Raw genomic sequence first — 25516 nt, forward strand, 5'->3', positions numbered from 1 at the left:
TTCAGAGGGGGAGTCATGAGCCACATCGAGGAGCAGGCGAAGTCCCGTCGGCGGTTCGCCGAGCGGCTGGCGAGCACCCTCGCCCTCACCGCCGTCATGGCGTGGGCGACCGTGGTGATCGTGTTCGTGTCCGATGTCGACGGTGTGGTCGCGGCCGCCGTCTCGGTCGCCCTGGCGGGCGGCCTGGTCGCCGTCTACGACGCGTGGCGCGAGGTCCGCACCGCCCGCCCGGTCCGGGGCGAGCCGGACGTCGAGGTCGCCGAGGAGCTCGTCCGCCTGTAGAGCACGCGGCGGTCAACGAGGGGTGACCGCCGTCCACAGGGGCCTCCCGCAGACGGTCGGGTCTGCGGGAGGCCCCATTTCGCGTCGAGTTGTCCACAGGCCATCGAGTTGTCCACAGTTCGCGATCTCCCCATCGACCGACCCCGGCCCACGGCCGATGGTGGACCCATGCGCACCACGAACCGCACCACCATCGACCTGGACGCCCTGGGCGGCCTCTTTCCCCACCGCGTCGTGACCGCGTCCGAGCTGCTGGCCCTGGGCCTGCCGAGCGAGGAACTGGCCGTCCGCTGCCGCCCGCACGGGCCGTGGCAGCACGTCCTGCCCGGCATCCTGCTGCTGGCCCGAACACCGCCGACCCGTGCCCAACTCGCGCGGGCGGCGCTGCGGTACGGCGGTCCGGAGAGCCTGCTCACCGGCCTGGACGCGCTGCAACTGCACGGCATGCGGGCCCTGCCCGCCACCGGCCCGGTCCAGGTCCTCGTCACCCGCCCGATCGAACCGGCCGCGAAGGTCCGCCTCACCCGCGTCCGCCGCCCACCGGACCCGGTGCTGCGCCGGGGCTTCCTGACCGCGCCCCTGGCCCGGGCCGCCGTGGACGCCGCCAAGGCCCTGCGCGTGCGTGACGACATCCGGGCGGTCCTGACCGAGGTCGTCCGCCACGGCGGCGTCCCGGTCTCCGACCTGAGACCAGGACTGGCCCGCGGATCCGAACCGGCCAGGCAAGTCCTCTCCGAACTGGCCGACGGCGTCCGCTCCGTCCCGCAGGCGTGGGCGAGGGCCGTCCTCGACGACCTACCCCTACCCCCACCCACGTGGGGCGCGCTCCTGAAGTCCGCCGACGGCCGCCCCCTGGGCGTCGCCGACGCCTGGTGGGACGGCCTGGCCCTGGCCTGGCGGTTCAACAGCCCACGCCCACCGCGCCCGGACCCCCTCTCCGCCGCCGGAGCCGTCGTCCTGCACACCACCCCAACCCGCCTGCGCCAATCCCCAACCGCCGTCGCCCAAGACCTGCTCCGAGCCGCCACCGAAGCCACCCACCGCCCGATCCCTCCAATCCACCGCACACCCCTCCACCACCTCTAACCCCTCCACCCGGCCCCCTCACGCCCACCACCCCTCACCACCTCCACCCAAGCGGGCCGGGTACCTGGCGGCTGGGCGACAGCGGCCAGCGGTCCGGGCACCCGTCACCCGAACAGTCCGCCGGGCAGCCGGCCTGACACCTGGCAGCCGGTCTGGCACCTGGCAGCCGGTCTGGCACCTGGCGGACGGGCAGACACTTGGCGGTGCGGTGCGGTGCGGTGCGGGGCGGTGCGGGGCGGTGCGGGGCGGGCCGGGCCGGGCCGGGTTGGGCGAGCGAGTCGGCCGCTGTCGGGAACCGCACCCCCCGGGCAGGCAGGCCGGGCGGGTCTGGCCGGCCGGGCGAGTCGGCCGCGCAGACCCTTGGCGGGTAGGGGCGAGCGGGTCGGCCGGCGTGGGGACCGTGCGCGCCGGGCAGGCAGCTCGGGCGGGCCGGCACCTCGGGCGAGTTGGCAGGGCAGGCCCTTGGCGGGGCGAGGGGCGAGCGGGTTCGCCAGGGCAAGCAGGTCGGCCGGTGTGGGGGAGCGCGCGTGCCGGGCATGCAAACCGGGCGGGTCGGCGCGTCGGGCGAGTCGGGCGGGCGAGTCGGGCGGGGCCGGGCGGGTGGTGAGCCGGGAGGGCGAGTCAGCCCGGCCTGTGCGGGTCGGGCGGGGTCGGGCAACAGGCAGGCCGGGCGGGGGTGGGCGACAGGCGGGTCGGGCCGGGGTGGGCGACAGGCAGGTCCGGCGGGGCCGGCGGGGTGGTGAGCCGGGAGGGAGCGCCGGTCCGGCCCCGAGGCGGGCGGGGTGCCGCTTCGTGCTCCCGAACTCGATCTTCGGCAAGATCGGGAACCGGGAGCAGGCGGCGCGGCGCGGCTGTGATCTGCGTCTCGATCTTCTGCCGATCGCGTGGTCGCAAGAGAGTGACGTTGCGTAGTCGCGCGATGCCGAAAGGGCGACCCCGTGCGGGGCGAGTCGGGTGTCGGGCGGGTGCAGGGGGCTCGGCTCGGTGTGCATGCCCTCCCACTCACCCCCTCGGGGGAGTGAACGACCGGGCTTTCGCAGGTCTTGACAGTTGACCTCGGCCCGGCCCGCACGACCTCACGGTGGTCTGACCATTGCCCCGTGAGGATGATGGTGACAGAACGAACCGCTTAGGGGCACGGACTGGGTAGTCGGCAGGGCTCCCGAATCGTATCCTGGTTGTGACGCCCCCAGGGCGGGGCGTCCGCCGGGACCGGCGGCAACCGTGATTACCCGGCGCCCGCGACCGCTGTGCCGGAGGAGGAGCCATGCCACTCTCCGAGCACGAGCAGCGACTGCTCGACCAGATCGAGCGCGCGCTCTACGCCGAGGACCCGAAGTTCGCATCCACAGTGCGCGGTGCCAAGCTGCGCAAGCCGTCACGACGGCGTCGCATCCAGGGCATCGCGTTGTTCGCCGTGGGTGTAGCGCTGCTGGTGACGGGTGTGATGTTGCCGAAGCTCGCTGGTATCCCGGTGGTGAGCGTAGTCGGCTTCTTGTTGATGTTCTTCGGCGTACTGCTCACCGTGACGACGCTGCGTCGTGGTGACCAGGGTGCCGAAGAGCCCAGCCAAGAGGGAAGCCGGCCCAGCCGCAGCTCGTTCTCACAGAAGATGGAAGAACGTTTCCGTCGCCGTTTCGAGGACGAGTAGTCCGCGCGAGACAGCCCGACCGAACAACGCACACGGCCCGCCCCGATCACCTCCGGGGCGGGCCGTGTGCGTGCGGGACGATCCGGTCCGGGTCGCGGCCGGTGCGCGCAGGACAACTCCGGTCGGCAGAGGGCGGGACAACCCAGGCCGCGGTGTGCGGCCAACCAGTGCTGGACGACCCCGTCCCCGGAGTGCGGGGCAGCCTTGGTCCGCGGGACAGCCCTGGTCCGCGGGACGACCCGGTCGCGGGGTGCAGAACAACCCCGGTCCGCGGAGTGATGAGACGACCCGGTCGGGCGGGTGTGCGTCCTGGACCGGCGAACCGGACCAGGACCCGTCACACCGTCACACCGTCGAACCGGCCTCCGCCGGCTCCGGCTCGGCCGGCGCCTTCGGCTGGAGCACCGACCGGGGCAGGAGCTTCGCCTTCAACGCCAGCGGCGCGTTGCGGTTCAGGCTTTGGCGCACGTCCTCCACCGCGCCGGGCAGCGCCGGGTCCGCCGCCGAGTGCGCGCTGTACCAGGACCGCTCCACCGCCCCGACGACCGCGCGCAGCCCTTCCCGCCCCTGCTCGTCCAGGTTGTGCACCCGCACGAGCCGTCGCGCGGCCACCCGCACGGTCTCCGTGCTCGGCACCCGCGTGCCGCGGTCCACGGACTCGGCCACCAGCTCCTGCCACGCCGCGCTCGCCGCGTCCGGCCCCAACCCGGCCACCGCCCGCAACCGCTGCCGCCGACGCCACGTCCGCACCGCCGCCGGGGTCGCCGCCGCCACGAGCGCCAGCAGCGCCACCGCCAACCACCACGACACCAGCGCCACCAGCAGCCCGAGCACGACACCCCACGCCACCGCCGCCGCCACGAGGGCCGCCGACCTCAGCCACACCGGCCCGGACCCGCGACCGAACCGCCACAGCCGCGCACCGGCCACCACCAGCGCCGTCGCCAGCAACGCGATCAACCCGAGCACCGCCAGCGACACCACGTGCCAGGTGGGCGTCGGCTCCGCCGCCTGCGCCTGCCCGTCCTCACCGGTCAGTCCCGGCGTCGCCGAGGCGGACGCCGACGCGCCCGGCGTCGTGGTCGTGGTCGTGGTGGTCGTCGCGCCGGCGCTGGAACCGTCCTCCTCGTCGTCCGCCTCCAGACCGGAGATGTACGGCGGGGTCACGCCGCGCCCGTCCGACAGCGGCGTCGGGTCGAACGTCATCCAGCCGTGCCCGGGGAAGTAGATCTCCACCCACGCGTGCGCGTCCTGCGAGGTGATCGTCTGCACGTCGCCGGTGGCGTACCCGGCGGTGAAGCCGAGCGCCACCCGCGAGGCCATGCCGACCGACCGCGCCATGATCGCCATCGCGGACGCGTACTGCTCGCAGAACCCCTTCTTGCCGTTGAACACGAAGTCTTCCAGCGCGTCCACCGACGTGTCCGTGTCCGCGGTCTGGGTCGTGTACTCGAAGCCCTGCGTCCCGTCCGTGAAGTACCGGTACAACGCGGTCGCCTGGTCGAACTGGTTGTCGTGCGGGGCCACGATCTGCCGCGCCAGCGCGGCCACCCGGCCCTCGACGCCCGGCGCGTCCAGGTACGACTGGTCGACGTCCACCGGGCCCGCCGCCCGCCGCAGCGTGTCCGCAGACGGCGTGTCGAACACCGTCTGCAACGTGTACTCCCCGGACCGGCGCGGCCGGACGCTGTAGATCATCCCGCGCTCCGGGTCGTACCTCCAGTTGTCCTCCGCCCCCTGGACGGCCCGCGGCTGTCCGTACACCGGCAGCCAGTTGTCCACCCAGTTCACCGGCTCGATCCGGACCCCGGTGACCTCGCCGCCGCCCTGGTCGCCGGGCTGCACGGGCAGCGGCCCGTTCGCGGGCACGCCCTCCGGCATGTTCCCGCCCAGCTCCCAACCCTTGTCCGGCACGTACTGCCGCAACGTCATGGCCCGCAGGTACGCCGACGTGGCCGGCATGTCCCGCACCCGGAACAGCTCGCGCGGCGCGCCCTGGTTGAGCATGCCCCGCAGCTGCGTCATCGGGTCGATGCCCAACCCGCCCGAACCGCCGCCGATCTCCTCACCGGTGCCCGGCAGCCGCCCGACCGTGCCGACCAGCGTGAAGCTCGCCCCGGCCACCAGCGCCACCACCACCGCGAGCCCGGCGACCGCGGTCGCCGCCGGCCCGGACCCGCTCTGCCCGCCGCTCGCCAACCGGCCGCGCCACGCCGAGTGCCGGTGCTGCCCGTCCACCGCCAGCAGCAGCGCGAACGCCGCCGCGCCGAACACGAACGTCCACAGCGGAAGCATCTCGTCGGCCAGCGACGCGGGCACCGCGAACACGCACAGCAGCACCAGCCCCGACGCCGCGGGCGCGGCCAGGCCGACGGCCAGCAGGTCGACCAGGATCGCGACCAGCCCGATCGCGACCATCACCAGGCACCGCATGGCCGGGCTGTCCGGCACCGGCGGCACCCCGGTCTGCACCTCGGCCATCGCGTCGCCCAGGACCGACACCAGGTCCTGCAAGGACTGCGGACCGGGCAGCACCACCAGCACACCGCTGCGCGTGAAGATCGTCACCAGCAGGCACATCAGCGCGACGAGCTGACCCAGCGCGACCACGGGCGTGGGCAGCCGGGTCGCCCGCAGCAGCACACCCGTGCCGCCCACGACCGCGATGGCCACCGCCAGGTACACCAGCCACAGCACGCCGGCGATCACGCTCGACAACGCGGTCGCCGCGCACAGCGTGGCCAGGCCGGCGACCGCCGGCGTCGCGCTCACCACCCAGTTGTCGCCGCCCACCGCGGACGTCCTGCCGGTCACGTCAGCCCACCTCCGCGCGCACCACCGGGCCGCGGTTGCCCGCGCTGTGGCACAGCTCCTGCCAGACCTGCCCCATCGGCGTGGACGGCCGCGCCACCACCACTCCCCACCCCGCGCCGCCGAGCAGCCGCTCGGCCTCGGCGGCGTCGGGCGCCGGGTCCTCCGACGGGGCGGCCCACGCCCGGACGTCCAGCACCACCGCCAGGCTGCGCATCCCGCGCGGCCGGTTGCGGATCAGCGAGTCGATCACCGACGGCGTGCTGCCGCCGAGGATCGCGATGACCTCCTGGCCCGCGCCGGGGTCCACGCCCACGGCGGGCTCGCGGCGGTGCGACGGCGGCAGCGCGGCCAGCGCGTCCAGCACCACCGAGTCGCTGTACCCGCTGTCACCCGGCCCGCCCGCCAGCACCCGGCCGTCGTCGCCGACCAGGCGCACCCGGTGGCCGTAGCGGTGCAGGTGCAGGCAGATCGAGGCGGCCATGGACACCGCCCACTCCAGGCTCGCGCCGGGGCCGCTGCCCCGGTGCGCGACCAGCCGGTGGTCCAGCAGCACGGTCGTGCCGCCGCGCCACGGCCGCTCCTCGACCCGGACCATCAGCTCGTCGCGCCGCGCGGTGGACCGCCAGTGCACCTTCCGCAGGTCGTCGCCGTGCCGGTAGGGGCGCACCACCGCGTCGTCCTCGCCCTGGCCGGCCCGCAGCCGGATCGAGCCGTCGTCGCCGGACCCCATCCCCGAACCGTTCGGCAGCCCGGCCAGCGGCACCACCCGCGGCACCACGACCAGCCGGCTGCGACCCGCCAGCTCGCGGTCGAACTCGGCCAGGCCGAACGGGTCGGTGATCCGCGCGAGCAGCGGACCGACCTGCTGGACGCCGCGCATCACCGGCTTGAGCGGGTACCGCAGCACGGTCACCGTGTTGCGCGGGAGCCGTTCCACCACGAACCGCGGGCGCGCGCCCAGCGCGTACGGCACCGCGTCCTCCAGCAGCAGCCCGCCGGTCGGCACCCGCCCGGCGCTGCGCAACTCCACCCGCACGTCGGTGGCCGATCCCACCTGGACGCGGCTGGGGTGCAGGAACCGGGTCGCGTGCAGCCCGACCTTGGCGCGCTGCGCGAGCCAGGCCGCGAGCAGCGGCAGGGCCACCACGAACGCCGCCACGCGCAGCAGGTCCCGCTCGTTGAGCACGATCGCGCACAACCCGGCCGCGAACCCCGCGGCCAGGAGGCACCGGCCCCGGGTGGTCAGCCCGGACAGGGCCCCGCGCATGTCAGCGGTGGTGGTTGGGGTTGATGTTGTGCAGGAACTGCCCGGTGGGGTCCATCGCCGCCTGCGGCACGGGCACCCGCTGGACCAGTTGGCGCACCAGGTCGGCCGCCGACCGGCGGGCCGCCTGCGCCTCGGCGGTCAGCACCAGGCGGTGTGCCAGCACCGGCACGGCGACCGCGTGGAGGTCGTCGGGCACCACGAAGTCGCGGCCCGCCAACGCCGCCTGCGCCCTGGCCGCCCGCACGAGCTGGAGCGTCGACCGCGGCGAGGCGCCCAGCCGCAGCTCGGGCAGCCGCCGCGTGGCGCCGACCAGCTCCACCGCGTACCGGCGGATCTCCGGCGACAGGTGCACCCGCCGCACGACCTGCACCAGCCGGAGCACCTGCTCGGCGTCGGACACCGGCCGCAGGTCGGCCATCGGGTCGTGGCCCGCGTGCTCGTCCACCATCGCCAGCTCGGCCTGCGGGTCGGGGTACCCGATGGAGACCCGCGCGGTGAACCGGTCGCGCTGGGCCTCGGGCAGGGCGTAGGTGCCCTCCATCTCGATCGGGTTCTGGGTGGCGATCACCATGAACGGCGAGCCGAGCGGGTAGGTCTGCCCGTCGACCGTGACCTGGTGCTCCTCCATGCACTCCAGCAGCGCCGACTGCGTCTTCGGCGACGCGCGGTTGATCTCGTCGCCCACCACGATGTTCGCGAACACCGGGCCGGGGCGGAACTCGAAGTCGTTGTCCTGCCGGTTGTAGATCGACACGCCGGTGATGTCGCTGGGCAGCAGGTCCGGGGTGAACTGGATGCGGCTGACCGTGCAGTCGATGGACCGGGCCAGCGCCTTGGCCAGCGACGTCTTCCCGACCCCGGGCACGTCCTCGACCAGCAGGTGGCCCTCGGCCAGCAGGGTGACCAGCGCGACCCGGACCACGTCCGGCTTGCCGACGATGACCTTCTCCACGTTGGCGGCGATCCGGCCGACCGCGGCGTGCAGCTCGGCGAGCGCTTCCTCCGGCCTGACCTGCGGGTGGGTCGCGTTGTTCGCGTGGTTCACCGCGGGCGCGGCGCCGCCGCCGTAGGAGTTCTCTGGCAGCGCGGCTGGCTGTGTACTCGGAGTCACTCGACCTCCTGGAGCAGGGCGCGGCCCTACCGCGACCGGTTCGCGGTGGCGGTGAGCGTTTCACGCAGTGTGTCAAACCAGGGCGAAGCGCCCTACACCGATTGAACAGTTTCGCGCTCGTGGATTCCACGGGCCCGCGGCCGGTGGCCGTCCACCCCGCTCCACCACGATTCCCCACCGGGACCGCCGGCGAACCGGTTTTGCCCGATTTCGTTGGTCCATCCGGGTGGAGTTCGGGCCGGATCGGCTCACCCGCGGAGGTGGTCGGCGTCGTCGTCCCCCACCGCGCTCCACGTCGGCCATCTTCGCTCTACCTGCGTAAACGCTTCGGCACGGCCGGTGCAACCACCCGTTTCAGCGTTGACTGTGGTGAAAAGTGGGGTACTGTGGCGGCCGGTGGGGCAGACGGGGGCCTCACTGGCGGTCGGAAGTGACGCTTCCGGCGTCGGGAGGTGTGGCGCCGTGTTCCTGGGCACGCACTACCCGAGGCTGGACGACAAGGGCCGACTGACGCTGCCTGCGAAGTTCCGGGACGCGCTAGCGGGGGGTCTCATGGTCACCAAGGGCCAGGACCACTGCCTCTACGTGTTCCCCCGGGCCGAGTTCGAGCAGATGGCGCGCAAGGTGGCGGAGGCTCCGTTCACGAACGAGGCGGTCCGCGCCTACCAGCGCTACCTGTTCGCCGGCACCGACGAGCAGCGGCCGGACGGCCAGGGCCGGGTGTCGATCGCACCGGAGCTGCGGCGGTACGCGGGCCTGACCAAGGAGTGCGTGGTCATCGGCGCGATCAACCGGCTGGAGATCTGGGACGCGCAGGCGTGGCAGCGCTACCTCGAGGAGCACGAGGACAGCTACGCCACGGCCCGCGAGGAGGTGCTGCCCGGCGTCTTCTAGCTCGACGGGATCGGCCGTTGTTCGAGGTTTCGGGTGCCGTGAGGCCTCGGTCCGCTCGGCTTTCGGCCCTGGCGCACCTTCCCCGGCGCCAGGTCCGACGGGCGGGCGGGGACCTGACGACACCCGAATTTTCATCTTGTGAGGGGGACCATCCAGGGAGGGGACGTGGTGGAGCGGGCTCGGCACGTGCCGGTGTTGCTCGATCGCGTCCTGGCCCTGCTGGCCCCCGCGCTGGCCGATCGGGACGCCGTGTTCGTGGACTGCACGCTCGGCCTGGGCGGGCACTCCGAGGCGGTGCTGCGGGCGCACCCGCGGGTGCGGCTGATCGGCCTGGACCGCGACCCGCAGGCCATCGAGCTGTCCCGGCGGCGGCTGGAGCCGTTCGGCGACCGCGTCGAACTCGTGCAGACGACGTACGACGGGATCGTCGCGGCGGTCGGCGGCGCGAAGGTGGACGGGATCCTGATGGACCTGGGCGTGTCCTCGCTCCAGTTGGACGCCGAGGAGCGCGGGTTCGCCTACGCCAAGGACGCGCCGCTGGACATGCGGATGAGCGCGGGCACCGGGATGACGGCGGCGGACGTGCTGAACACCTACTCGGTGGACGACCTGACCCGCGTGCTGCGCGACTACGGCGAGGAGCGGTTCGCCCGCAAGATCGCCGGCGCGGTGGCGCGGGAACGGGAGCGCGAGCCGTTCACCACCAGCGGCCGGCTGGTCGAGCTGCTCTACGACGTGGTGCCCGCGGCGACCCGCCGCACCGGCGGCCACCCGGCGAAGCGGACGTTCCAGGCGTTGCGCATCGAGGTGAACCAGGAGCTGGAGTCGCTGCGGCTGGCGCTGCCCGCCGCGCTGTCGGTGCTCGCCGTCGGCGGGCGCATCGTCGTGGAGTCCTACCAGTCGCTGGAGGACCGGATGGTCAAGCGGGCGTTCGCCGCGCTGGCCAGCTCCACGTCACCGCAGGACCTGCCGGTCGAGCTGCCCGGCCACGGCCCCCAGCTGAAGCTGGTGACCAGGGGCGCGGAACAGGCGACCGAGCAGGAGGTCGAGGAGAACCCCAGGGCCGCTCCGGTGCGACTGAGAGCGGCGGAACGCATCCGGGAGGCGACATGACCGCACCGGCACGGACCGGTGGCGGCGCGCCGTCCCCGGCCAGGTCGTCCAAGCCGCGCGAGCGGGCGCTCAAGGCCGTCCCGCCGGAGCGCCGCCGGTCCGCCGCGGCGGACCGCGCCTACGCGAGACGCGCGGCGCGCACGTCGCCGCGCAAGCGGTCGGTGACGCGGCAGCCCGTGGTGGCCCCCAAGGCCCCGTTCGTGGTGATGGTGATGCTCGTGCTCGGCGCGGGCATCGCGGCGATCATGTGGTTGTCCACCCAGGCGACGGCGGACTCGTACCGGTTGCAGGACGCGCGGGCCGAGGAGACCAGGCTCGCCCGGCAGGTCGAGCAGCTCCGCCGCGAGGTGGCGCTGGCCGAGTCGCCGCCGAGCCTGGCCGAGGCCGCGGCGAAGCTGGGCCTGGTCCCGGCCGGCGACCCGGCCCGGTTGCGGCAGCTGCCGGACGGGTCGGTCGAGGTGCACGGCAAGCCGTCGGCCGTCCAACCGCCGCCGACGTCGTCCACCGCGCCGCCCGCCGACGCCCAGCAGCCCACGGGCCAGCCGACCACCGCCGCCCAGCCGCCCGAGCCGGGCCAGACCGGTGCGGACGCGCCCGGCCGGCAGGCGGGTCAGCAGCCGCAGGGCTAGGAACCAGGGAACACACCGTGGCACAGCCGGTACCAGGAGGTCAGTGATGCCGGGGCCCAGCCGGGGCAGACCCGTGCGCCGCCCGTTGTCCGTCCGCGGCCCCGCTCCCCGGCGGCGGCGCGGCGGCAACAGCAGGGTCCGCCTGGCGACGGGCCGGCTGCTGCTCGTGGGCGCGCTGCTCCTGGCGGGCATCAAGCTGGTGCAGGTCCAGGGCTTCCAGGCGGAGGCGCTGTCGGCGCAGGCGCAGCAGCAGCGCGCCACGCCGATCGACATCCCGGCCCCGCGCGGCTCGATCCTGGACCGCAACGGCAACCAGTTGGCGTTCAGCGTGGAGGCCCGCGCGCTCTACGTCGTGCCGCCGCGGATGCGCCAGGAGTGGGCGGCGGCGCAGGAGGCCAACCCGGACATCGGCACGTACCAGGAACGCCTCGCCGACATCGCCGCGTTCATCGAGCAGACGCTGGGCAAGGAGGTCTCCGGCCAGAAGACCGACCGGGACACCATGCTCGCCAAGCTGTCCCGGGACACCACCTACGTGGAGCTGGTGGACAACGTCGACCCGGCCAAGGCCGCCGTCATCACGGAGAAGTACAACAACGTCGGGTCCGAGTACCGGGCCGTGCGCGTGTACCCGAACGGCGAACTCGCGTCGAACATCATCGGCGCGGCGAACTGGCGCAAGGACACGGAGCCGCCCGCCACGCACGGCCTGCTCGGCCTGGAGATCGCGCAGGACAACCTGCTCGCCGGCCGCAACGGGCAGCGCATCGTGGACACCGTGCAGGGCAACGACAACGTCGTGATCCCCGGTCCCAACCGGTCGCGCGAGCTGGCCGCCGCCGTGCCCGGCAAGAGCCTGGAGCTGACGCTGGACGTGGACACGCAGTACGCGTTGCAGCGCATGGTCACCGACTACACGCGCAAGACCTCGGCGCGCAGCGGGTCCGCGGTGGTGATGGACAGCCGCACCGGCGAGATCCTGGCCATGGCCAACGACAAGACGTTCGACCCGAACGACTTCGGCAGGGCCGGCGAGGACCAGCTCCGCAACATCGCCGTCACCTCGGTCTTCGAGCCCGGTTCGGTCAACAAGGTGGTGACCGCCGCGACCGCCATCGAGGACGGCATCTACCAGCCGGACAGCGTGTTGCAGGTCGACGGCAGGATCAAGGTCGCCGACCGGGTGATCCAGGACTGGTGGCAGCACGGGCCGCTGGACATGACCTTCACCGGCGTGTTCGCGAAGTCGTCCAACGTGGGCACGCTGCTGACCGCGCAGAAGATCGGGCAGGACCGGTACGCGGACATGCTGCGCCGGTTCGGCCTGGGCGAGCGGACCGGGTCCGGGCTGCCCGGCGAGGAGGCGGGCTACGTGCCGCCGTTGCAGCAGTGGTCCGGCTCGACGTTCGGCAACCTGCCGATCGGCCAGGGCCTCAGCATGACGCTGCTGCAGATGACCGGGATGTACCAGGCGATCGCCAACGACGGCGTGCGCATCGCGCCGCGGATCGTGCGCGCCGAGGTCTCCGCCGACGGCGGCCGCAAGGAGATCGACCCGGCCGAGACCGAACGCGTGGTGTCCCCGCAGACCGCCAAGGCGGTGCGCGACATGTTCCGGGCGGTGGTGCAGAACGTGCCCGGCGACCAGGTGGAGAGCGGCACCGGGGCGCCGGCGGCGCTGCCGGGCTACCAGATCAGCGGCAAGACCGGCACGGCGCAGCAGATCGACCCCAAGTGCGACTGCTACAGCACTTCGCAGTACTGGATCACGTTCGCCGGCATCCTGCCCGCCGACAACCCGCGGTTCGTCGTGGGCATCATGCTCGACAACCCGACCGGCAACCCCCAGTCCGCCGCGCCGCTGTTCCACGACGTGGCGTCCTACCTGGCGCAGCGCTACCAACTCCCGATGTCCGCCGAACAATCCCCCGTCGTGCCGCTGGTGCGCTGATCGGCATTCGGAGCGCCCCGATCCGGTGAAATCCCGCGCGTGGTGTGCCGCCTTCGCGCCGAGAGGGGTGGGCAGCCCGTTCCGGGAACCGTCGGGCGGGCTCGGATCCGCCCTCGGCACGGGTGCGGCCATCGTGCCGCGGCAGGCCCGGGAGCGGGGAAGACGCCGTCGCGGGCATCGGGAACCGCCCGCGAGGGGAATGCGCGCGGCGGTGGCCGGAAGGGCCGGTGCCCGGAAGGGCCGGTGCCCGGATTCCGCCCGATCCCGGCGGAATGCGACCACGATTCGACGGCGCGCCGCGCGGCGCAACGCGTGGTGGCCGTGGCCGGCATGTCCGGTGGGGATTTCGGGGGATTCCGCGGCGCGGTCGGATCGCCCGAGCCGTCGGGAGGCGCGGTGGCGGGAAGCCGGCGTGCCCGCCCGTCCCCGAGTGGCGGATTCGCCGGTTGTGGCGTATTGCGGACCTGGTGGACAGGTCCGCAATGGACGTGCCGGGCGAACACTCTCCGTGCGCCGGTAGCCTTCCGCGCGTGCCTGCCAAGCTCGAGGGCAAGGTCGCGACCGCCCCGCCTCGCCCTTCCCGCACCCCGCCCGTTGCCGTGTCCGAGCTAGCCACGACCGTCGACGCGCACCTGACCGCCCCCGACCGGGCGCACGTCCGGGTCAGCGGCGTGACGTTGCGCGCCCAGCACGTGCGGCCCGGTGACCTGTTCGCCGCGCTGCCCGGCACGCGGGTGCACGGCGCGGACTTCGCCGCCCAGGCCGTCGGGCACGGCGCGGTGGCCGTGCTGACCGACGCGGAGGGCGCGGCCAAGGTCCGCGACGTGCCCGTGCTCGTCCACCCCGACCCCCGCGCGGTGCTGGGGCAGCTCGCCGCGCGCGTCTACGGCAACCCGTCCGCCGACCTGAACGTGTGGGGCGTGACCGGCACGTCCGGCAAGACCACCACCAGCTACATGATCGAGTCGGCGCTCCGCGTCGCGGGCCGCGCCACCGGGCTCATCGGCACCGTCGAGACGCGCCTCGCGGGCCGCCGGCTCGACAGCGCCCTCACCACCCCGGAAGCCCCGGACCTCCAGGCTCTGCTCGCCGTGATGGTCGAGAGCGGCACCACCGACGTGGCGATGGAGGTCTCCTCCCACGCGCTGCGCCTGGGCCGCGTCGGCGGCGTCGGGTTCGCGGTCGGGGCGTTCACCAACCTCTCCCAGGACCACCTCGACTTCCACCCGGACATGGAGGACTACTTCCGGACCAAGGCCGAGCTGTTCGACGGCCGGGCCCGCACGGAGGTGGTCTGCGTGGACGGCGACTGGGGTCCGCGCCTGGTCAAGGACCACACCACGACGGTGGCGACCACCAAGCCCGCCGACTGGACGGCCACCGGCGTGACCGTCTCCACGACCGGCGAGCAGGCGTTCACCGCGCACGGCCCGGACGGGATCACCCTCGACGTCGAGCTGAGCCTGCCCGGGGACTTCAACGTCGCCAACGCCCTCCTGGCCATCGCCTGCCTGCACACCCAGGGCGTCCCGCTGGACGCCGTCCGCGAGGGCCTGCGGACCGTCCAGGTCCCCGGCCGGATGCAGCGCGTGGACGAGGGGCAGGACTTCACCGCCGTCGTGGACTACTCCCACAAGCCCGCCGCCGTCGCGCTCGCCCTCCAGGCGGTCCGCGCCCGCGCCACCGGCCGGGTCATCACGGTCCTCGGCTGCGGCGGCGACCGCGACACCGCCAAGCGCCCCCTCATGGGCGAGGAGGCCGCGCGGCGCAGCGACGTCCTGATCGTCACCGACGACAACCCGCGCAGCGAGGACCCGGCCGCGATCCGCGCGGCGATGCTGGCCGGCGCGCTGGCCGTGCCGGACGACGAGCGCGGCGAGGTCGTGGAGATCGGCGACCGGGGCCGCGCCATCGAGCACGCGGTGTCGCTCGCGCGCACCGGCGACGTCGTCGTGGTGGCGGGCAAGGGCCACGAGACGGGCCAGGAGGTCGCGGGCGTCGTGCACCCGTTCTCCGACGTGGACGCACTGACCGCGGCGATCAGAGGAGCCACCCGGTGATCCAGCTCAGCCTCGCCGAGATCGCCGAGGTCGTCGGCGGCACGCTGCACCGCGCCACCGGCGACGAGGTCGTCACCGGCACCGTCGAGTTCGACACGCGCAAGGTCACGCCCGGCGGCCTGTTCCTCGCGCTGCCCGGCGAACGGGTGGACGGGCACGACTTCGCCGCCCAGGCGGTGGCGCAGGGCGCGGTCGGCGTGCTGGCGGGCCGGGAGGTCGACGCGCCCGCCGTCATCGTGCCCCCGGTCGAGCGCGACGGCGGCAACGCCTACGTGCTGTCCGGCGACACCGACGGCGCGGGCGCGGCCGTGCTCGCCGCGCTGGCGAAGCTCGCCCGGCACGTCACCGACCGGCTGCCGAACCTCACGATCGTGGGCGTCACCGGGTCGTCCGGCAAGACGTCCACCAAGGACCTCATCGCCCAGGTGCTCGCGCCGCTGGGACCGACCATCGCGCCGCCGGGGTCGTTCAACAACGAGCTGGGCCACCCGTGGACGGCGTTGCGCGCCGACGAGGACACCCGCTTCCTGGTGCTGGAGCTGAGCGCCCGCGGCGTCGGGCACATCGCCAAGCTGTGCCGGGTCGCGCCGCCCCGCGTGGGCGCGGTCCTCAACGTCGGCAGCGCGCACGTCGGCGAGTTCGGCTCCCGCGAGGGCATCGCCCAGGCCAAGGGCGAGCTGGTCGAGGCCCTGCCCGAGGACGGCATCGCCGTGCTCAACGCCGACGACCCGCTCGTCGCGGGCATGGCCGACCGCACCAAGGCCAAGGTCGTCTTCGTCGGCGAGAACGCGAACGCGCAGGTCCGCGCGCGGGACATCGAGCTGGACGAGCAGGCCCGCGCCCGCTTCACGCTCGTCACGCCGCAGGGCGAGGCGGCCGTCCGGCTCGCCGTGCACGGGCCGCACCAGGTCGGCAACGCCCTCACCGCCGCGGCCATCGCGCTCGAACTGGGCGCGACGCCGGATCAGGTCGCGCAGGGCCTCGGCAACGCCGAACGCGTCTCCGCGCATCGCATGGCGGTCTCCGAACGTCCTGACGGTGTGACGATCGTCAACGACGCGTACAACGCCAACCCGGAGTCGGTGCGTGCGGCGCTCAAGTCGCTCGCCACCATCTCCCGCTCCACCACGCCCGCCCGCCGGAGCTGGGCGGTGCTCGGTCCGATGGCCGAACTGGGCGCGGACTCGGTCCGCGCGCACGACGAGATCGGCCGGCTCGCGGTCCGCTTGGACATCAACAAGCTGGTCGTGGTCGGTGAGGACGCCCGCGCGATGCACCAGGGCGCGCACCTGGAAGGATCTTGGGGCGAAGAAGCGATTCTGGTGCCCGACGTGACGGCGGCCGTCGAGCTGCTGCGCGACCAGGTGCGGCCGGGTGACGTCGTCCTGGTGAAGGCATCCAACTCATACGGCCTGTGGCGGGTTGCCGAGGCTCTCCTGGAGGCGGTCAGCAAGTGAAGAGCATCCTCATCGCGGCGGCCATCGCGCTGATCGCGTCGATCATGCTGACGCCCTACCTGATCAAGATCTTCTCCCGGCAGGGCTTCGGCCAGGAGATCCGCGAAGAGGGTCCGCAGAGCCACAAGACCAAGCGCGGCACGCCGACCATGGGCGGCGTCGCGATCCTGGTCGCGATGTGGGCGGGCTACCTCGGCGCGCACCTGGTGAACTCGATGTCGGCGTCCGCGCAGGACCAGACGCCCAGCGCGTCCGGCCTGCTGGTGCTGATGCTGACCACGTCGCTCGGCATCGTCGGCTTCCTGGACGACTTCATCAAGATCCGCAAGCAGCGCAACCTGGGCCTGAACAAGACCGCGAAGCTGGTCGGCCAGTTCGTCGCCACGATCATCTTCGCGATCCTGGTCATGCAGTTCCCGAACCGGGAAGGGCTCACGCCCGCGTCGGTGAACCTGTCGTTCGTGCGCGACATCGCCGTGGTGTCGTTCGGCGTCGTCGGGTTCGTGGTGTTCTGCTACGCCGCGATCAGCGCGTGGTCGAACGCGGTGAACCTGACCGACGGCCTGGACGGCCTGGCGGGCGGCACGTCCGCGATGGTGCTCGGCACCTACGTGGTGATCAGCTTCTGGCAGTTCCGCTACAACTGCTCGAACCTGCTCGTGGCCGGCTGCTACGAGGTGCGCGACCCGCTGGACCTGGCGCTGGTGGCCGCCGCCGCGATGGCCGGCTGCATCGGCTTCCTGTGGTGGAACGCCGCGCCCGCCAAGATCTTCATGGGCGACACGGGCTCGCTCGCGCTGGGCGGCCTGGTCGCCGGCCTGTCCATCGCCACCCGCACCGAGCTGCTGATGGTCGTCATCGGCGGTCTGTTCGTGGTCGAGGCGCTGTCGGTGGTGCTCCAGGTCGCGGTCTTCCGCACGTCGAGACGGCGGTTGTTCCGCATGGCCCCGTTCCACCACCACTTCGAACTCGCCGGGTGGGCGGAAACCACGGTGATCATCCGGTTCTGGCTGCTCGCGGGCATGTGCTGCATGCTCGGGCTCGGCCTGTTCTACAGCGAGTGGCTCACCGCGGTCGAGAGCTGACGATGGGGTTCCTCGCAGGTCGTCACGTCCTGGTCGCCGGCGCCGGCGTGACCGGGCGGTCCGCGGCGGAGGCGTTGCTGGCGGCGGACGCGGCGGTCACCGTGACCGACGGTTCGGCCGACCGCCTCGCCGCGCTGGAGCAGTTGCTGCCGGGCGTGACGCTCACGCCCGGCCTGGCGGAGCCGCCGCCCGGCACGGACCTGGTCGTGACCAGCCCGGGGTGGCGGCCCTCCAGCCCGCTGCTGGAGGCGGCGACGGCGGCCGGGATCGAGGTCATCGGCGAGGTCGAGCTGGCCTGGCGGATGGGCCTGGAGCTGGCCGACCCGCCGACGTGGCTCGCGGTGACCGGGACGAACGGCAAGACGACCACGGTCGGCATGCTGGAGTCGATCCTGCGGGCGGCCGGGATCGACGCGGTGGCGTGCGGCAACGTGGGGCTGCCCGTGGTCGACGCGCTGCTGGCCGGCCGCCGGGTGCTGGCGGTCGAGCTGTCGAGCTTCCAGCTGCACTGGTCGCCGTCCGTGCGGCCGTTCGCCGGGGTGCTGTTGAACCTGGCCGAGGACCACCTGGACTGGCACGGCACGTTCGAGGCGTACGCGTCGGCGAAGGCCGGGGTGCTCACCGGCGAGGTCGCCGTGGGCGGTGTGGACGACCCCGTGGTGGCGTCGCTGCTGGCGTCGTCGCCGGCCGCCGCGCACGTCGGGTTCACGCTCGGGTCGCCCGAGGAGGGGCAGCTCGGCGTCCACGACGGGCAGTTGGTGGACCGGGCCTTCGGCGCGTCCGACGAGGTGCTGCTGCCGGCCGCCGACGTGCACCCCGGCGGGCCGCCCGGGATCGCGGACGCGCTGGCGGCGGCGGCCCTGGCGCGGGCGCACGGCGTGTCGGCCGACGCGGTGGCGCGCGGGCTGCGCGACTTCCGGCCGGGCGCGCACCGGGCCGTGCTCGTCGCCACGGACGGCGGGGTGTCGTACGTCAACGACTCCAAGGCCACCAACCCCCACGCGGCGGCGGCGTCGTTGCGGTCGCACGCGAGCGTGGTCTGGGTGGCCGGCGGGTTGCTCAAGGGCGCGTCGGTGGACGAGCTGGTGCGCGAGGAGGCGCACCGGTTGCGCGGCGCGGTGCTGATCGGGGCGGACCGCGGGGTGATCGCGGAGGCGTTGGCCCGGCACGCGCCCTCCGTGCCGGTCGTGGTGCTGGACGACGCCACCATGGAGGACGCCGTGCGCGCCGCCCGGTCGATGGCGCGGGACGGGGACGCGGTCGTGCTCGCCCCGGCGGCGGCGTCGATGGACATGTTCACCGACTACGCGCACCGCGGGCAGGCGTTCGCCGACGCGGTGCTGGGGATCGTCGGTCAGCGCGGGTAGATGCTGTCCGGGTCCTTCAGGTAGGCGTGGGCGGCGTCGATCACCGGGCACGGCCACGGGGTCGGCGCGCAGCCCCGGCACCGGCCGTCCGGGTCGGGCTGGTGGTCGCCGAGCGTGCCGCGCAGGGCGGCGATCAGGCGCGGGACCTCGGTGCGGGCCACGGCGAGGACGGTGGCGTCGTCGGACTCGTGTTCGTCGGTCAGCAGCTCGACCGCGTCGAGGTAGCCCAGCATGTCCTGGTCGAGCAGGTGAAAGGCGCGAGCCAGCGCAGGTGAAGTCATGCCCTAACGGTGCTCCACGCCGAGTCGATCTGCAATATCTCACTCCGGCATATCTCGAAGTTCACCCTTTCGGTGTGCCATATTGCCGGTAGCATCCGATCATGACGCAAGGCAACACCGGTCCGGGTGTCCGGAGGCGACTGCTCGCCAAGGCGCTGATCCAGCTTCGCGAGCAGGCCGGGATGAGCTTCGACGACGTGGTCGAGGCGCTGGCGTTTTCCAAGTCCAAGATCAGTCGGATCGAGGCGGGCAGCACCGGCGTGTCCATTGTGGACGCCCGCGCGCTCGGTCAACTGTACAACGCCGATCCCGATACCCTGACCTGGCTGGAGAGGTTGGCGAGGATCGCCAAGCAGCGCGGCCGTTGGCACGTGTTCGGCGATGGGTTGGTCGACTGGTTCTCGGATTTCGTGGTGCTGGAGTCCGAGGCGGCGATGATCAACACCTTCGAGATCGACCTCGTACCAGGTCTCTTCCAGACCGAGGAATACGCGGCCATGGTGTTGCGCGCCTACTCCCCGGATGTGCCGGACGAGGTCGTCCAGCGGAAGGTCGCCTTGCGCCAGACCCGCCAGAATCGGGTCACCGACGGCTCGTTGTCGGTGTGGGCCATCGTGGACGAAGCGGCGCTCCGCCGCACCACAGGTGATCGGCAGGCCGATCGCCGGCAGTTGGAGCGACTGCTCGCCATGTCACTCTTGACGAATGTCGTGCTCCAAGTGCTGCCCTTCGACAACGGACCTCACATGGCGATGGGGACCGCGTTCTCGCTGCTGCGGTTCGACGGCTACCCGAGCATCGTTTACCTGGACAACCTGACCGGCGGCGTCTATCTGGACGAGGCCGCCGATCTGGAGCGGTATAGCCTGGTGCTGGATCACCTCAGGGCCACCGCGCTCAACGTGCGGGAGTCGGCCGAGTTCATCAAGGGGGTGATCGCTGATCTCTAGCTCGTCTCGGGAGCGCGTGATGTGGTCGGAATGGCGCAAGGGCAGCCGTAGCAACGGCGCGGGCGGCAACTGCGTGGAGGTGGCCGCGTCGGCGGGCGCGTTCCGGGTTCGGGACAGCAAGAACGCCACCGGTCCCGTCCTGGAGTTCAGCGGGTCGGCGATGGCGGTCTTCCTGAACGGGGCGAAGCGGGGCACTCTCAACCAGTCTTGAGGCGGTAGCCGACGCGTCCTCGACCTGGGCGACCAGATGACGATCGAAGCGATCTGGGCCGACTTCGTACCCGGGACGTTGGACGAGCGCGAGGTGCACAAGGACCGGCTCGCCACGCGTGCCGATATCGAGGGCCTGGTGCACCGGCTCGGTCGACCCGACACCAGCGAGGCCCAGTTGATCCACTCGTCGCGGCCGGTTGAAGTGGATTCGATCACCGGGCAGACCGTCCCCGACCACCAGGTCATCGTCGTGGTACGAGGTGGGTTCGGGTACGTGGAGTACGCCGGTGAAGACGAATTCTGCCAAAGCGTCGGAGACCCGGCTTCGCCCGAACACCACACCTCGACCAGCGGCTACTTCCACCCGGGGACGGGGGTTTCCTGTCCACCCTGGTCGACCTGATCGACGAGTTCCGCACCACCGCCGCTCGCCCGACCGCCGTCCGGTGGCGGGACGCGCTGGGCGAATAATCGACTTCGATCACGGCCGCGTCGCGCGACACGCGAGCGATTGACGGGTTTCGCCGCCCCCGCCGGGAGACGATGGGCGCATGACTGCGGTGGACCGGAAGCCGGTGGGGGAGCGACCGCCCAGGGCACAGCGCACCAAGCGCGTGGTCGCGGTGCGCACGTCGTTGACCGCCTGGCTGGGTCGCCCGCTCGCGGACTTCCACCTGTTGCTCGCGATCTTCGGCATGCTGACCGTGCTGGGCCTGATCATGGTGCTGTCCGCGTCCGCGCCGGGCGAGGTGGCGGAGGGCGCGTCGGCCTACAGCGTCTTCAAGAAGCAACTGCTGTACGTGGGCGTCGGGGCGGTCGTCTTCCTGATCGTGCTGCGCGTGCCGCTGCGCGCGGTACGGCACGGCAGCACGATGGCGATGCTCGCCTCCGTCATCCTGCTCGTCCTGGTCCTCACCCCGCTGGGCACGGTCCTGAGCGGCGCGCAGTCGTGGTTCACGATCGGGCCCATCTCGTTCCAGCCGATCGAGCCGGCGAAGCTCGCCCTGGCCCTGTGGGGCGCGCACGTCCTGGTCACCAAGCGCGCCCTGCTGGACCAGTACCGGCACCTGCTGGTCCCGGTCGTGCCGGTGGCGATGCTGGTGTTCGCCCTCGTCATGCTCCAGCCCGACCTCGGCGGCACGATCACGCTCGGTGTCGTGCTGATCAGCCTGCTCTGGTTCGTCGGCGCGCCCATGCGGATCTTCGGCATCATCGCGATCGGGGCCGTCGCGGGCGCGCTCGTGCTCGCGCTCGGCGCGCAGTACCGGCTCCAGCGGGTGCAGACGTTCCTCAACCCGGAGGCGGACCCGCAGGGCGCGGGGCTCCAGGCGTTGCAGGCGCTGTACGCGCTGGCCGAGGGCGGGTTCTTCGGCAAGGGCCTCACCAACGGCAGCTCGAAGTGGCGCTACCTGCCCAACGTGCACAGCGACTTCATCTTCGCCGTCATCGGCGAGGAGCTGGGCTTCATCGGCTGCCTGCTGGTGCTGGGCCTGTTCGCCCTGCTCGCGGTGGTCGGCCTGCGGATCGCGGCGCGCAACACCGACCCGTGGATCCGCATCGTGGCCGCGACGCTGACCGTCTGGCTGGTCGCGCAGGCCGCGATCAACATCGGTTACGTCGTGCAGCTGCTCCCGGTCACCGGCATCACGCTGCCGATGATCTCCTCCGGCGGCACGTCGGTCGTCACCACGATGTTCGTGTTCGGCATCCTGGCCAACTGCGCACGTCACGAGCCGGAAGCGGTCTCGGCGCTGCGGTCGCTCGGCCCCGGCCGGGTCGGCGGCGTGCTGAAGCTGCCCGCGCCCGAGGTCTACAAGCCGCCGCCCAAGCGCCGCCCCGTGCGGCCCTCGCCGCCGCCCCGCAACCGCAAGGCCGCGCCGCCGCCGGTGGACGAGCGGAGGATGGCCGGCCGTCACGCTCCGCCGTCGGAGTACCGTCGTCGCGACTCCCGTAAGGCCGGCCAGGACCGGGACGTGCGGTCCAGGCGGCGTGACGGGCGCTAGCCACACCCACAGAGCGGTACATCGACGCGAGGAGGAAGTGCGTGACCGGGGTTCCCCAGCAGGCCGGACCGTGCGTGGTGGTCGCCGGAGGCGGCACCGCCGGGCACATCGAGCCCGCCCTGGCCCTGGCCGACGCGGTCATGCGGCTCCGGCCCGACGCGCGGGTGGTCGCGCTCGGCACGGAACGCGGTCTGGAGAACAGACTCGTGCCGGCCCGGGGCTACCCGCTCGAGCTGATCCCGCCGGTGCCGATGCCGCGCAAGCCGACGCCGGACCTGCTCAAGCTGCCCCTGCGGGTGCGCGGCGCGGTGAAGCACACCCGCGAGGTGCTCGAACGCGTCCACGCCGACGTCGTGGTCGGCTTCGGCGGGTACGTGGCGCTGCCCGCGTACCTCGCCGCCCGCGGCCGGGTGCCGATCGTGGTGCACGAGGCCAACGCCAAGGCCGGCCTGGCCAACAAGGTCGGCGCGAAGTTCGCCGCCCGGGTCGCCGCCGCGGTGCCCGACTCGGGCCTGACCGACGCCGAGATCATCGGCATCCCGCTGCGCTACTCGATCACCTCGCTCAAGCGGTCCGAGCTGCGGCAGCAGGCCCGAGCCCACTTCGGCCTGCACCCGACCGCGCCGACGCTGCTGGTGTTCGGCGGCTCGCAGGGCGCGCGGTCGATCAACAACGCGGTGTCCGGCGCGGCGTCCGCGTTCGCCCAGGCCGGGATCGCGGTGCTGCACGCGCACGGCCCGAAGAACACCGTCGCGGTGCAGAGCGTGCCGGGCGCGCCGCCGTACGTGCCGGTGCCGTACCTGGACCGGATGGACCTGGCCTACGCCGCCGCGGACGCGGTGCTGTGCCGGTCCGGCGCGATGACCGTCGCCGAGGTGTCCGCCGTGGGCCTGCCCGCGGTGTTCGTGCCGCTGCCCATCGGCAACGGCGAGCAGTCGCTCAACGCCCAGCCCGTGGTCGCCGCCGGCGGTGGCCTGCTGGTGCCCGACGACCAGCTCACGCCGGAGTGGGTCTCGGCGAACGTGGTCCCGCTGGTCGCCGACCGCAACCGCTTGGCCGCGATGACCACGGCCACGCTGAGCACCGGGTACCGCGAGGCGGACGAGGTGCTGGCCCGCATGGTGCTCGAGGTGGTCGAGAAGTGAGCGACGTCCTGGAGCGCGTGCACCTCGTCGGCATCGGCGGGGCGGGCATGAGCGGCATCGCGCGGATCCTCCTGGCCCGCGGCGGGCAGGTGTCCGGCTCGGACGCCAAGGACTCGCGCACCGTGCTCGCGCTGCGGGCGCAGGGCGCGGAGATCGCGGTCGGCCACGCCGGCGCGAACCTCGACCTCCTGCCCGGCGGTCCCACGGCGGTCGTGGTGTCCACCGCGATCCGCGAGGACAACCCCGAGCTGGTCGAGGCCCGCGCCCGGGGCGCGGTCGTGCTGCGGCGTGCCGAAGCGCTGGCCGCGCTGATGCTGGACCACCGGGTGGCCTGCGTCGCCGGCACGCACGGCAAGACGTCCACCACCTCCATGCTCACGGTCGCCCTCCAGCAGTGCCGGATGGACCCGTCGTTCGCGATCGGCGGCGACCTCAACGAGTCCGGCGCGAACGCCCACCAGGGCACCGGCGGCGTGTTCGTCGCCGAGGCCGACGAGAGCGACGGCTCGTTCCTGTTCTTCTCGCCCTCGGTCGCCGTCGTGACCAACGTCGAGGCCGACCACCTCGACCACCACGGCACCGTCGAGGCGTACGTGGCGGTGTTCGACTCGTTCCTGGAGCGCATCCGGCCCGACGGCGTGCTGATCGCGTGCGCCGACGACCCGGGCTCGGCGGCGCTCGCCGAACGGGCCGCCGGCCGGGGGCTCCGGGTGCGCACGTACGGCCGCACGGCCACCGGCCCCGGTTCGGCCCGCCTGGCCGACTACCAGCCCGCCGACTCGGGCGGCGTGGCCAAGGTGGAGCTGGACGGCGAGGTGCTCGACGTGCGGGTGGCCGTGCCCGGCGAGCACATGGCGAACAACGCGATCGCCGCCCTGGTCGCCGCGCTGGAGCTGGGCGCCGACCGCGAGGGCGTGCTGCTCGGCCTGGCCGCGTTCGGGGGCGTCCGCCGCCGGTTCGAGTTCAAGGGCCAGGCGCGGGGCGTGCGGGTGTACGACGACTACGCCCACCACCCGACCGAGGTGGCCGCCCAGATCACCGCCGCCCGCCCGGTCGCGGGCGACGGCAAGCTCGTCGTGGTGTTCCAGCCGCACCTGTACTCGCGGACCAGGCTGTTCGCCGAGGAGTTCGCCGCCGCGCTCGGCCTGGCCGACGCGGTCGTGGTGCTCGACGTCTACGGCGCGCGGGAGGAGCCGGAGCCCGGCGTGACCGGCGCGCTGGTCTCGGGCCTGGTGCCGCTGGACGTCGGCCAGGTCGTCTACGAGCCGTCGTTCGACCGGGTGCCCGCGCTGGTCGCGGGCATGGTGACCGAGGGCGACGTGGTCGTGACCATGGGCGCGGGCGACGTGACCATGCTCGGGCCGGAGATCGTCGGGGAGCTGGACAGGACATGAGCACGCAGGCGGCGCGCCGCCGTCCCGGCGCGGCCAACCCCGGCTCCCGTCCGGCGGCGCGTCGCCGCCCGCCCCGCCGCCCCACGCGCGCCGAGCTGCACCGGCGCCAGGTGGTGCGCCGCCGGCTGGGCGCGATCCTCGTCATGCTCGTGGTCACGGTCGTGGTCTGCACGGTCTGGTTCACGCCCGTGCTCGGCGTGCGCGAGGTCCAGGTGCGGGGCACCGTCAACCTGACCGCCGACGAGGTCCGGGCGGCGGCGGCGGTCGAGTCCGGCACGCCGCTGGTGCGCGTGGACGTCGACGCGGTCGCCGCGCGGGTCCGCGAGCTGCCCCGCGTCGCCGGGGTGGTGGTGGAGCGGGCCGTGCCCGGCACCGTGCGGCTCACCGTGGACGAGCGGGAGCCGGTCGGCGTGATCATGGCCCCGGACGGGGCGCACCTGGTCGACGTGACCGGCAGGGACTACGCCACCGTGGCGCAGCCGCCCGCCGGGCTGCCGGAGCTGCGGGTGGCGGGGGACGCGGTCGTCGCGGCGGTGGAGGTGCTGACCGGGATCCCGGAGGGGCTGCGCGCGGACGTGCTGAGCGTCACGGCGGACTCGCCGTCGGACGTGCGGCTCGCCCTGAGCGCCGGTCGCGAGGCCCGGTGGGGCTCGTCCGCCGACACCCCGCGCAAGGCCGCCGTGCTCCAGGTGCTCATGACCCGCAAGGGCACCGTGTTCGACGTGTCCAGCCCGGAGCTGCCGACCGTGTCCTAAACGCGGTG

22 protein-coding genes are annotated in these 25516 nt (G+C 73.2%); 18 read left to right on the plus strand and 4 right to left on the minus strand.

Going from position 1 to position 25516, the window contains the following annotated elements:
* The first annotated feature begins 15 nt into the window (after nt 1-15).
* The 3 genes from ACWEFJ_RS15225 (at nt 16) to ACWEFJ_RS15235 (ending at nt 3019) form a co-directional block, all read left to right on the plus strand.
* Nucleotides 16-282, plus strand: coding sequence for a hypothetical protein (locus tag ACWEFJ_RS15225; RefSeq protein WP_378084997.1), 267 nt, complete (start codon nt 16-18; stop codon nt 280-282).
* 168 nt (nt 283-450) lie between these two features.
* Nucleotides 451-1368, plus strand: coding sequence for a hypothetical protein (locus tag ACWEFJ_RS15230; RefSeq protein ID WP_449714073.1), 918 nt, complete (start codon nt 451-453; stop codon nt 1366-1368).
* Nucleotides 1369-2635: 1267 nt separating this feature from the next.
* A complete protein-coding gene (locus ACWEFJ_RS15235; protein WP_378085000.1) occupies nt 2636-3019 on the plus strand; it encodes a DUF3040 domain-containing protein in 384 nt (127 codons plus the stop codon).
* A gap of 345 nt (nt 3020-3364) precedes the next feature.
* On the opposite strand, the gene ACWEFJ_RS15240 is transcribed toward ACWEFJ_RS15235, so the two are convergent.
* The 3 genes from ACWEFJ_RS15240 to ACWEFJ_RS15250 are packed head-to-tail and all read right to left on the minus strand — an operon-like array spanning nt 3365 to nt 8211.
* Entirely contained in the window at nt 3365-5833 is a 2469-nt protein-coding gene (locus ACWEFJ_RS15240) for a transglutaminase TgpA family protein (RefSeq protein WP_449714074.1), read from the minus strand.
* Nucleotide 5834: 1 nt separating this feature from the next.
* Nucleotides 5835-7100, minus strand: a complete 1266-nt coding sequence (locus ACWEFJ_RS15245) for a DUF58 domain-containing protein (protein WP_378085004.1) — start codon at nt 7098-7100, stop codon at nt 5835-5837.
* Nucleotide 7101: 1 nt separating this feature from the next.
* A complete protein-coding gene (locus ACWEFJ_RS15250) occupies nt 7102-8211 on the minus strand; it encodes an AAA family ATPase (protein ID WP_449714075.1) in 1110 nt (369 codons plus the stop codon).
* A gap of 462 nt (nt 8212-8673) precedes the next feature.
* Between ACWEFJ_RS15250 and mraZ the strand changes: the two genes are divergently transcribed.
* The 8 genes from mraZ (at nt 8674) to murD (ending at nt 18767) form a co-directional block, all read left to right on the plus strand.
* Entirely contained in the window at nt 8674-9105 is a 432-nt protein-coding gene (gene mraZ / locus ACWEFJ_RS15255; protein ID WP_073899631.1) for a division/cell wall cluster transcriptional repressor MraZ, read from the plus strand.
* Between the two features lie 165 nt (nt 9106-9270).
* Nucleotides 9271-10218, plus strand: a complete 948-nt coding sequence (gene rsmH / locus ACWEFJ_RS15260) for a 16S rRNA (cytosine(1402)-N(4))-methyltransferase RsmH (protein ID WP_378085009.1) — start codon at nt 9271-9273, stop codon at nt 10216-10218.
* Complete coding sequence (locus ACWEFJ_RS15265; protein WP_449714076.1) at nt 10215-10847, plus strand: hypothetical protein; 633 nt, start codon at nt 10215-10217, stop codon at nt 10845-10847. Before rsmH ends, ACWEFJ_RS15265 begins: the two co-directional genes overlap by 4 nt.
* A gap of 46 nt (nt 10848-10893) precedes the next feature.
* Complete coding sequence (locus tag ACWEFJ_RS15270) at nt 10894-12798, plus strand: peptidoglycan D,D-transpeptidase FtsI family protein (protein WP_449714077.1); 1905 nt, start codon at nt 10894-10896, stop codon at nt 12796-12798.
* A 482-nt stretch (nt 12799-13280) separates the two neighbouring features.
* Nucleotides 13281-14858 carry a UDP-N-acetylmuramoyl-L-alanyl-D-glutamate--2,6-diaminopimelate ligase gene (locus ACWEFJ_RS15275; RefSeq protein ID WP_378085084.1) on the plus strand — a complete coding sequence of 526 codons (1578 nt, stop codon included), beginning with the start codon at nt 13281-13283 and terminating at the stop codon, nt 14856-14858.
* The gene (locus tag ACWEFJ_RS15280) at nt 14855-16315 is read left to right on the plus strand and encodes a UDP-N-acetylmuramoyl-tripeptide--D-alanyl-D-alanine ligase (RefSeq protein WP_378085015.1); all 1461 of its coding nucleotides are present in this window, start codon (nt 14855-14857) and stop codon (nt 16313-16315) included. The genes ACWEFJ_RS15275 and ACWEFJ_RS15280 overlap by 4 nt, the downstream gene beginning before the upstream one ends.
* Nucleotides 16312-17400 (plus strand): phospho-N-acetylmuramoyl-pentapeptide-transferase, encoded by a 1089-nt coding sequence (gene mraY, locus ACWEFJ_RS15285; protein ID WP_378085017.1) that lies wholly within the window; start codon nt 16312-16314, stop codon nt 17398-17400. The genes ACWEFJ_RS15280 and mraY overlap by 4 nt, the downstream gene beginning before the upstream one ends.
* A 2-nt stretch (nt 17401-17402) precedes the next feature.
* Nucleotides 17403-18767 (plus strand): UDP-N-acetylmuramoyl-L-alanine--D-glutamate ligase, encoded by a 1365-nt coding sequence (gene murD / locus ACWEFJ_RS15290; RefSeq protein WP_378085019.1) that lies wholly within the window; start codon nt 17403-17405, stop codon nt 18765-18767.
* On the opposite strand, the gene ACWEFJ_RS15295 is transcribed toward murD, so the two are convergent.
* The gene (locus ACWEFJ_RS15295; protein WP_378085020.1) at nt 18755-19048 is read right to left on the minus strand and encodes a hypothetical protein; all 294 of its coding nucleotides are present in this window, start codon (nt 19046-19048) and stop codon (nt 18755-18757) included. The genes murD and ACWEFJ_RS15295 overlap by 13 nt on opposite strands.
* Nucleotides 19049-19149: 101 nt before the next feature.
* Between ACWEFJ_RS15295 and ACWEFJ_RS15300 the strand changes: the two genes are divergently transcribed.
* From ACWEFJ_RS15300 to ACWEFJ_RS15330, 7 genes are all read left to right on the plus strand, one after another.
* Nucleotides 19150-19998: a helix-turn-helix domain-containing protein gene (locus ACWEFJ_RS15300; RefSeq protein WP_449714078.1), complete on the plus strand. Its 849-nt coding sequence runs from the start codon at nt 19150-19152 to the stop codon at nt 19996-19998.
* 19 nt (nt 19999-20017) lie between these two features.
* Nucleotides 20018-20209 carry a DUF397 domain-containing protein gene (locus ACWEFJ_RS15305; RefSeq protein ID WP_449714079.1) on the plus strand — a complete coding sequence of 64 codons (192 nt, stop codon included), beginning with the start codon at nt 20018-20020 and terminating at the stop codon, nt 20207-20209.
* 36 nt (nt 20210-20245) lie between these two features.
* Nucleotides 20246-20614: a hypothetical protein gene (locus ACWEFJ_RS15310; protein WP_449714080.1), complete on the plus strand. Its 369-nt coding sequence runs from the start codon at nt 20246-20248 to the stop codon at nt 20612-20614.
* Nucleotides 20615-20762: 148 nt separating this feature from the next.
* A complete protein-coding gene (ftsW, locus tag ACWEFJ_RS15315; protein WP_378085030.1) occupies nt 20763-22214 on the plus strand; it encodes a putative lipid II flippase FtsW in 1452 nt (483 codons plus the stop codon).
* 41 nt (nt 22215-22255) lie between these two features.
* Entirely contained in the window at nt 22256-23359 is a 1104-nt protein-coding gene (gene murG / locus ACWEFJ_RS15320; RefSeq protein WP_378085032.1) for an undecaprenyldiphospho-muramoylpentapeptide beta-N-acetylglucosaminyltransferase, read from the plus strand.
* Complete coding sequence (murC, locus tag ACWEFJ_RS15325; RefSeq protein ID WP_378085034.1) at nt 23356-24753, plus strand: UDP-N-acetylmuramate--L-alanine ligase; 1398 nt, start codon at nt 23356-23358, stop codon at nt 24751-24753. The genes murG and murC overlap by 4 nt, the downstream gene beginning before the upstream one ends.
* Nucleotides 24750-25508 (plus strand): cell division protein FtsQ/DivIB, encoded by a 759-nt coding sequence (locus ACWEFJ_RS15330; protein WP_449714081.1) that lies wholly within the window; start codon nt 24750-24752, stop codon nt 25506-25508. Before murC ends, ACWEFJ_RS15330 begins: the two co-directional genes overlap by 4 nt.
* Nucleotides 25509-25516 lie beyond the last annotated feature (8 nt).

It is taken from the genome of Actinosynnema sp. NPDC004786 (assembly GCF_053601135.1).

What these genes read in the sequence shown, in the direction of transcription:
- ACWEFJ_RS15265 (WP_449714076.1), top strand. Translation starts at nt 10,215, where the DNA reads ATGACCGCACCGGCACGGACCGGTGGCGGCGCGCCGTCCCCGGCCAGG.
- ACWEFJ_RS15295 (WP_378085020.1), bottom strand. Translation starts at nt 19,048, where the DNA reads ATGACTTCACCTGCGCTGGCTCGCGCCTTTCACCTGCTCGACCAGGAC.
- ACWEFJ_RS15310 (WP_449714080.1), top strand. Translation starts at nt 20,246, where the DNA reads ATGACGATCGAAGCGATCTGGGCCGACTTCGTACCCGGGACGTTGGAC.
- ACWEFJ_RS15330 (WP_449714081.1), top strand. Translation starts at nt 24,750, where the DNA reads ATGAGCACGCAGGCGGCGCGCCGCCGTCCCGGCGCGGCCAACCCCGGC.
- ACWEFJ_RS15230 (WP_449714073.1), top strand. Translation starts at nt 451, where the DNA reads ATGCGCACCACGAACCGCACCACCATCGACCTGGACGCCCTGGGCGGC.
- ACWEFJ_RS15235 (WP_378085000.1), top strand. Translation starts at nt 2,636, where the DNA reads ATGCCACTCTCCGAGCACGAGCAGCGACTGCTCGACCAGATCGAGCGC.
- ACWEFJ_RS15275 (WP_378085084.1), top strand. Translation starts at nt 13,281, where the DNA reads ATGGACGTGCCGGGCGAACACTCTCCGTGCGCCGGTAGCCTTCCGCGC.
- ACWEFJ_RS15225 (WP_378084997.1), top strand. Translation starts at nt 16, where the DNA reads ATGAGCCACATCGAGGAGCAGGCGAAGTCCCGTCGGCGGTTCGCCGAG.
- ACWEFJ_RS15305 (WP_449714079.1), top strand. Translation starts at nt 20,018, where the DNA reads ATGTGGTCGGAATGGCGCAAGGGCAGCCGTAGCAACGGCGCGGGCGGC.
- ACWEFJ_RS15300 (WP_449714078.1), top strand. Translation starts at nt 19,150, where the DNA reads ATGACGCAAGGCAACACCGGTCCGGGTGTCCGGAGGCGACTGCTCGCC.
- murD (WP_378085019.1), top strand. Translation starts at nt 17,403, where the DNA reads ATGGGGTTCCTCGCAGGTCGTCACGTCCTGGTCGCCGGCGCCGGCGTG.
- ACWEFJ_RS15270 (WP_449714077.1), top strand. Translation starts at nt 10,894, where the DNA reads ATGCCGGGGCCCAGCCGGGGCAGACCCGTGCGCCGCCCGTTGTCCGTC.
- ftsW (WP_378085030.1), top strand. Translation starts at nt 20,763, where the DNA reads ATGACTGCGGTGGACCGGAAGCCGGTGGGGGAGCGACCGCCCAGGGCA.
- ACWEFJ_RS15245 (WP_378085004.1), bottom strand. Translation starts at nt 7,100, where the DNA reads ATGCGCGGGGCCCTGTCCGGGCTGACCACCCGGGGCCGGTGCCTCCTG.